The sequence below is a fragment of the Lentilactobacillus sp. genome, assembly GCF_040773105.1.
Lineage (GTDB): Bacteria > Bacillota > Bacilli > Lactobacillales > Lactobacillaceae > Lentilactobacillus > Lentilactobacillus parabuchneri.
The window spans coordinates 1-6,458 of record NZ_JAXGWW010000113.1; the positions used below are offsets into that span (position 1 = coordinate 1).

At 43.9% G+C, this 6,458-nt stretch carries 6 protein-coding genes; 4 read left to right on the forward strand and 2 right to left on the reverse strand.

From position 1 onward, the window contains the following. The coding region (locus tag AB3112_RS06985; protein ID WP_367334177.1) for an ATP-binding protein at window positions 1-213 on the forward strand (213 nt) is incomplete at its 5' end. Between the two features lie 86 nt (window positions 214-299). Here the strand turns inward: AB3112_RS06985 and AB3112_RS06990 are convergent. Continuing rightward, complete coding sequence (locus tag AB3112_RS06990) at window positions 300-1,832, reverse strand: gamma-glutamylcysteine synthetase (protein ID WP_367334178.1); 1,533 nt, start codon at window positions 1,830-1,832, stop codon at window positions 300-302. Window positions 1,833-1,988: 156 nt separating this feature from the next. On the opposite strand from AB3112_RS06990, the gene AB3112_RS06995 reads away from it, so the two are divergent. Together AB3112_RS06995 and pepF are read left to right on the forward strand one after the other, a co-directional pair. Next, the gene (locus AB3112_RS06995; RefSeq protein WP_084997989.1) at window positions 1,989-3,131 is read left to right on the forward strand and encodes a competence protein CoiA; all 1,143 of its coding nucleotides are present in this window, start codon (window positions 1,989-1,991) and stop codon (window positions 3,129-3,131) included. A gap of 34 nt (window positions 3,132-3,165) precedes the next feature. Further along, window positions 3,166-4,977 carry an oligoendopeptidase F gene (gene pepF, locus AB3112_RS07000; RefSeq protein ID WP_367334179.1) on the forward strand — a complete coding sequence of 604 codons (1,812 nt, stop codon included), beginning with the start codon at window positions 3,166-3,168 and terminating at the stop codon, window positions 4,975-4,977. Between the two features lie 94 nt (window positions 4,978-5,071). Here the strand turns inward: pepF and AB3112_RS07005 are convergent, their stop codons facing one another. Beyond that, window positions 5,072-5,698, reverse strand: coding sequence for a DsbA family protein (locus tag AB3112_RS07005; protein ID WP_057910844.1), 627 nt, complete (start codon window positions 5,696-5,698; stop codon window positions 5,072-5,074). A 215-nt stretch (window positions 5,699-5,913) separates the two neighbouring features. Here AB3112_RS07005 and AB3112_RS07010 point away from each other — a divergent pair. Further along, a partial coding sequence (locus tag AB3112_RS07010; RefSeq protein WP_367334180.1) for a GTP pyrophosphokinase family protein occupies window positions 5,914-6,458 on the forward strand: 545 nt, incomplete at its 3' end.

Genomic DNA, 6,458 nt, shown 5'->3' on the forward strand with positions numbered 1-6,458 from the left:
CGCGATACCGGAACTGGGATTCCTGACGCTGATAAGAAGCGCGTTTTTGACCGGTTCTATCGATCTGATAAATCACGAAATTCCAAAACTGGTGGTAACGGGTTGGGCTTGGCAATTGCCAAGTGGATTGTTAACCAGCATGCCGGCACGATTACTGTCAAAGACAACCACCCCAAGGGAACTGTGTTTACAGTTGGGTTCAAAGTGTCTTAGGAAGCTCGAATTTCATCAAAATCAAAGAGAGGCCCCGGTGAGCAAAACGGACATTTTGCTCACCGGGGCCTTTTTGTGGTTAATCATTAATGTTGATCCTGACGTGCGGCTTTCTTAATGCCAGGAAATAGGTCGTATAGATATTTTAACGGTTCGACTTTACCAACTTTGTCGGTATAAATCACTTGGGTCACGTTATCGTAGGTCAAGGTAATCAGCGATGCACCATCCTCGTCCTTAACGACGTAATAGCGGATTCCCAACTGGATTGCGTGAAAGATTAATTCCTGGGCATCATATGAAGTGTTACCCATGGCGGGAAGCAACGTTGGGGCTTCAAGCCGTTTTTGACGCCATTGTTTAGCAACCCGCGTTCCAAATTCCATTAGACTGCCATTCTTGATGTGTGGCAGTAACATTGCCGAAGCTGTTAATTCCGGGTGGGTAATAACCTCACTAAAGTCATCAAGTGCTTGGAGTTGTTCTGAATGGGCATGAAGTGATTTGGCCATCTCAATCAGCTGATTAAAAATCTCGATGCCTTCCTTCATTTTGAAGGTCGGTTGATCCGGATTTTCCAGGGCGACTTGATTATTGTCAGCAAACGACTGCTTTAAGTCATCGGTAATATTGTCATGATCAACAGGTGTGACCAAGAGGTACATTAAGAAGAATTTTAAAAAGTACATTGCGTGTCGGCTGATGCCATTCGGGGTGAAAGGCGTGTTGTCCAAAACGCGAAATTCCAGGTACGAAATGCCTTTGGTCCGATAATTTTTGATTTCTTCTTGGCCCCGCAGCCGAACCGGGCCGTAAAATTCTGCCGTCGAATAAAGGCGGTGGTCGGCAATCGACGCCGTAATTTGGTCAATGTAGTGATCCAAACTACTATAAATCGTGGCGTCGACTTGGTCCTCGGGTTCGTTAACATAACCGTAAATGCTGTTTCGAATGCTGCGGACCGGATGGGGCAATTTTTGAGCGTCTTCATCGGAGAAAAATCCTTTTTCAGCGATTGGACTCGCACCAAATAAGTAGGTTAACAGCCAGCGATGAAGGACAAAATTTTGCGCCAACTGGAAATAAAGGGCGTTCTTGAAGTCGACAAGCGTTGTGAACTGGTCTTGATAATGCGTGTAGAGCCGATTAATGACTGGCTCGGGAATGCTGAAGTTGACGTGAACGCCGGTGATAATTTTGCGGGCGACGCCGTATTTTTTCGTCAAATAATCGCGATAATCGGCATATGCCGGTCGGCCAAAGTGCTTCTTGATGAACGTCTTATCATCGATATTCATTGCCGGTGGCATGCTTAACGGCCAGAATGCCTCTGATTTGTGGATTGAACGGGCCAAAACGGTTTGAAGGGTGTCAAGCTGATCCAACACCCCACCAATGTTTGGATTAGGATCGGTAATCAGTTCGCTCATTGATTCGGAGAAATCGGATTGCAAATAGGGATGATACCGTCTCGAACCCAGGTGCTTCGGATACGGCAGCTGACTCAATTGGCCATGTTGATCAATGCGGTGTTCTTCAATCTCGATACCGATCAAGCTGTGATAAAGCTGTTCGGCCACATGTTCTTCTTGGATGTATTTTAATAAGTTTTTCAGCATATTATTCTCCCAGCCGGCAATATTTACTCATAATTATAAACAAAAATGGACGAATTGGTAGTATTCCCGTCAGCCGGCAAAAAAACGTAACCATTATTTTAACTTCTGGAATCAAACGAACACTTTTTGCGTATGTATATTCTAGAAGGTGATGAAATGCTTATTGCAATGGCGGACAGCCAATTAGTTAACGCAACCGAGTTGATTAGACAAAAAACAATCCCAAAACAACTGGTTTGCCCCTGTTGTCAACAACCGGTCATCTATAAACACGGGGACCGTCGGATCGCTCATTTTAGCCACAAATCCAATGCGGTATGCGCGGGCTTTAGCGAGGGTGAAAGGCAAGCCCATTTAAAAGGCAAGTTGGCGTTCAAACAGCAACTGGAAAAGATGGGGCAGGCCGCTGTGTTGGAATATCATTTACCGACCATCGAACAACGGGCGGACGTGCTATTGCCGGATCAGCAACTGATTCTGGAGTACCAATGCAGCCCGATCTCGTATAACGACATTTCAAGAAGAACGTCGAACTACAAGTCACTTGGCTACGATGTGTTATGGATTCTTGGTGATCGTCATTTGAATGCGGTCAACCGCTTGGATGGCATTGCCAAGTTTGCCCGTTTTCAGCCGCGACTTGGATTTTTTGTTGTTTATTATTCTGCCGATAGACAACAGTTGAAGCTCCATTATCATATTCAAGAAGTTGCTGGAAAAGTGGTCAGCAGCGTTCAGTTTTTCAAAAGTCTGTCCGACCTCAAACGTTTTATGGACGGCCATGAAACACCAAAACAGCCGGTTAATTCTTTCTTTCAAGCGCGTCAATCGATGCTCAATCAGCTTCAACGAATCCATAGAAGTAACGTGTTACAGAACCCCACTTATCGCGATATGGTTACGGCTTGCTACGAACAAGGCAAACTGTTTATTGGCTGTCCCTTAATTTGCCACGGTAAATGGGGAGAGGGGATGCCAATCTTTAAACGAACCATTTTATGCTGGCGGGTATGGGTCGTCCTTCAGCTTTTTTCAGCTAGCTCAACAGAGGTTTCCAACCAGCGGCTCAATCAAATCTTTGTTGAATCCGTTCAGCAATTTGGTCAGCAGTTTGCCCAAGTTGACGATTACGTCCGTTTCTTTCAAATGGAATTCAAGAGCTTCATTTTCAGTCTCCGTGCAAACGGTTATCTCCGTCACACCATTTCTGGAATTCGAATTGTTCAATCACCAACTTGGTTTGAAAGCTATGATCAAAAAAGACGCATTATGATGACCATGAGGCCGGAGGTGTGCTAACCTGTTATTAACGATTTGTTTGAAGGAGGACACTATGGCTAAAACACAAGAATTACCATTGAGAAATGAGGTTCCGGAAGCCTTGACCTGGGACCTGACAACAGTCTATGCAAGCGATGAAGCGTTTGAAAGTGACTTTTCCGATGTCAAAACCGGGGCTGAAAAGTTTGCCAAGCTATCCGGCACGATTGCAAACAACGCAGCAGCCTTACTGAAAGCCACTGACGATTTGATGGCACTCAGTCGTAAGCTGGAAAAAGTTTATGTCTACGCCCAACTAAAGAATGATCAAGACACCAGTGTTGATCGATATCAGGCCATGTATTCGCGTTCGGAGGCTTTGGCCGCTCAATTTGGCGCGGCGACCTCGTGGTTTGAGCCTGAACTACTCAAAATTTCGGATTCCAAGATGCAGGAATTTTATCAAGCCGAACCCAAATTAACTGCTTATCAGCGGTTCTTCGACCAGACGTTTGAGCGGCGACAACACATTTTGGAAAACAACGTTGAAGCCGTCCTGGCCGGTGCCGGAGATATTTTCTCGTCTGGAGAAAAAACCTTTGGGATTCTTGACAACACTGACTTGTCATTTCCATCCGTGACCGACGAAAACGGCAATCAGGTCAAATTATCTCAAGGCGTTTATAGCATTTTGCTTGAGTCAACGAATCAGACGGTCCGAAAAGAAGCCTTTCAAAAATTGTATCAAGTATACCGCCAGTTTCAACACACCCTGGCAGCTACTTTGACCACCAACGTCAAGAATCACAATTTTAAGGCCAACGTTCGTCATTATAATAGCGCGTTGGAGGCAGCTTTGTCGGAAAACGAAGTGCCAACGGCCGTTTATGACAACTTAATTCAGGGTGTTAACCGACATTTGGACCTCTTGCATCGATACGTGGCCTTACGAAAGCGGATCTTAGGGCTTGATGAGCTGCACATGTATGATATGTATACGTCACTGGTCGGTAAAAAGTCGCCCAAATACACCTTTGAGCAGTCCAAGGCAATCGCTTTGGAGGCTTTGCAGGTGATGGGGCCCGATTATGTTAAACACGTTCACGAGGCCTTTGACGGCCGCTGGATTGATGTCGTCGAAAACCAGTTTAAACGAAGTGGCGGCTATTCATCCGGAACGTACGATACTAATCCCTTTATCTTGCTGAATTGGAAGGATAATCTCGATAACTTGTACACCTTGATTCATGAAACCGGGCACAGTATGCACAGTTATTATTCACACCACAATCAGCCGTATCAATACGGAGATTATTCAATCTTTGTGGCAGAGATTGCGTCGACAACCAATGAAAATATTTTGACTGATTATCTCTTGAACAAATTTAAAGACGATGATGAGATGAAGAAGTTCATTTTGAATTATTACCTTGACGGTTTTAAAGGCACCGTTTTCCGTCAGACACAATTTGCAGAATTCGAACAGTTTATTCATGAGCAGGATGCCAAAGGACAGCCGTTAACGGCAAGTTTCATGGATCAGGCTTACCGTGATTTAAACGCCAAGTACTATGGTGACGCGGTTATTTCTGATGACGAGATCAGCTTGGAATGGGCACGAATCCCGCATTTTTACTATAACTTTTACGTCTATCAGTACGCGACCGGGTTTGCGGCAGCGTCAACGTTGGCCGATGGGATTGTGAATGGCGGTCAAGAAAATGTTGATCGTTATCTAACTTACTTGAAGTCCGGAAGCTCCGACACGCCAACTAACGTGATGAAAAAAGCCGGGGTTGACATGACACAACCTGATTATCTTGAAAAAGCGTTTAACATTTTTGAAGAACGCTTGAATGAGTTTGAAGCACTATACGAAAAATAACATTTTGAACACAACAAAAGGGGCCTGCGACAAAACGGATGTTTTGCCGACAGGTCCCTTTGTTGTCTGAGAGAACACAATGGTCTGACAGAATTTAAAGTTGGAAATTAGATTTAGGATACGGAATCGTTGATGGATGTGCTGATTTCTGACTGATCCGTTCGAAATGTTCAGCTGAGCTAATGCTCTTGGCACAAAAGCCAAACAGTGAGTTGTAATCAAAATCTTTAATGAGAATGCCACTTTTATCAACTGCCGAATTAAATAAAACAGTGGTTAGCGGTGTTTGAACGTTCATTTCGTGGGCAACCCGCTGATCACTGCGAAACATTTTTTCAGCGAGTTGTGAACGGCGATCTTCCTTGAACATGTCGAGATCCAGGCCATTTCGTTCTGCGAGCTTATACACCAATTCGTCGGTGTAAGGTTCCTCATTGACTAATAATTCTTTTTGTAAATCCATAAGGAAATGGCGGCCAAACTTTTTACCTTGGAATGAAGCGGCCTTGAAATCGAGAATGGTGTCATAAGGCAGATTATGGTCGAGATGGCTGAGCTTTTGGTTCAATGAAAAATCGCGAAGAATCTGAATGTTGAGCATGGAAACGAAGCGTACGCTAATCTGTTTGTTTAATTTTTGTGAAATGCGTTCAATCGTTTTTTCGGCGTCATAGCAATGTCGATTAAGTGGATCAACGAATAAATAAATCTCAAGTACCATTATTGCCCCTCCGTTATGCAACCGACAACTTAATTAATATACTAATTATTTTCTCCATTAAGAATAACAAATTTTCCGATAAAAACAACAATTTTGCCTGAAGTGCGCACGATTCATTTAGAAAGGGGGTTGATTATGGTAAAATTAAGTCTGATTGATTTTTATGATTTGGATAGAATTGTGCGCACAGCCGCACAAAGATTGGAAGTGGTAGCTTGGTTGACGATTGGGATGACTTTTTAATTCCTTACAAACAAGCTGTTGATGAATTAAAAGTAAAATTGCGTGGTATTCGTGCGCAGTTCTTAAAAATTGATGGTCGAAGTCCAATTGAATTTGTAACTGGCCGGGTCAAGCCGGTTGACAGCATCAAAGAAAAAATGGTCCGACGACACATTCAAGAGGATCGGCTGGAAGAAGACATGGAAGATATTGCCGGTCTTCGGATTATGTGCCAGTTTGTTGAAGATATTTATCAAGTTGTTGACCTTTTGCGGAAGCGAACCGATATCAACATCCTTGAAGAACGCGACTACGTTCATAACAAAAAGCCGAGTGGATACCGTTCTTACCACATTATTTTCGAGTACCCGGTTCAAATGCTGGATGGTGAAAAAGTGATTTTTGCGGAGATTCAGGTACGAACATTGGCCATGAACTTTTGGGCCACTGTAGAGCACTCCTTGAATTACAAATACAAGGGAGAATTTCCCGATGATTTAAAGGCCCGCTTGGAACGGTCAGCTGAAGCCGCCTTTCA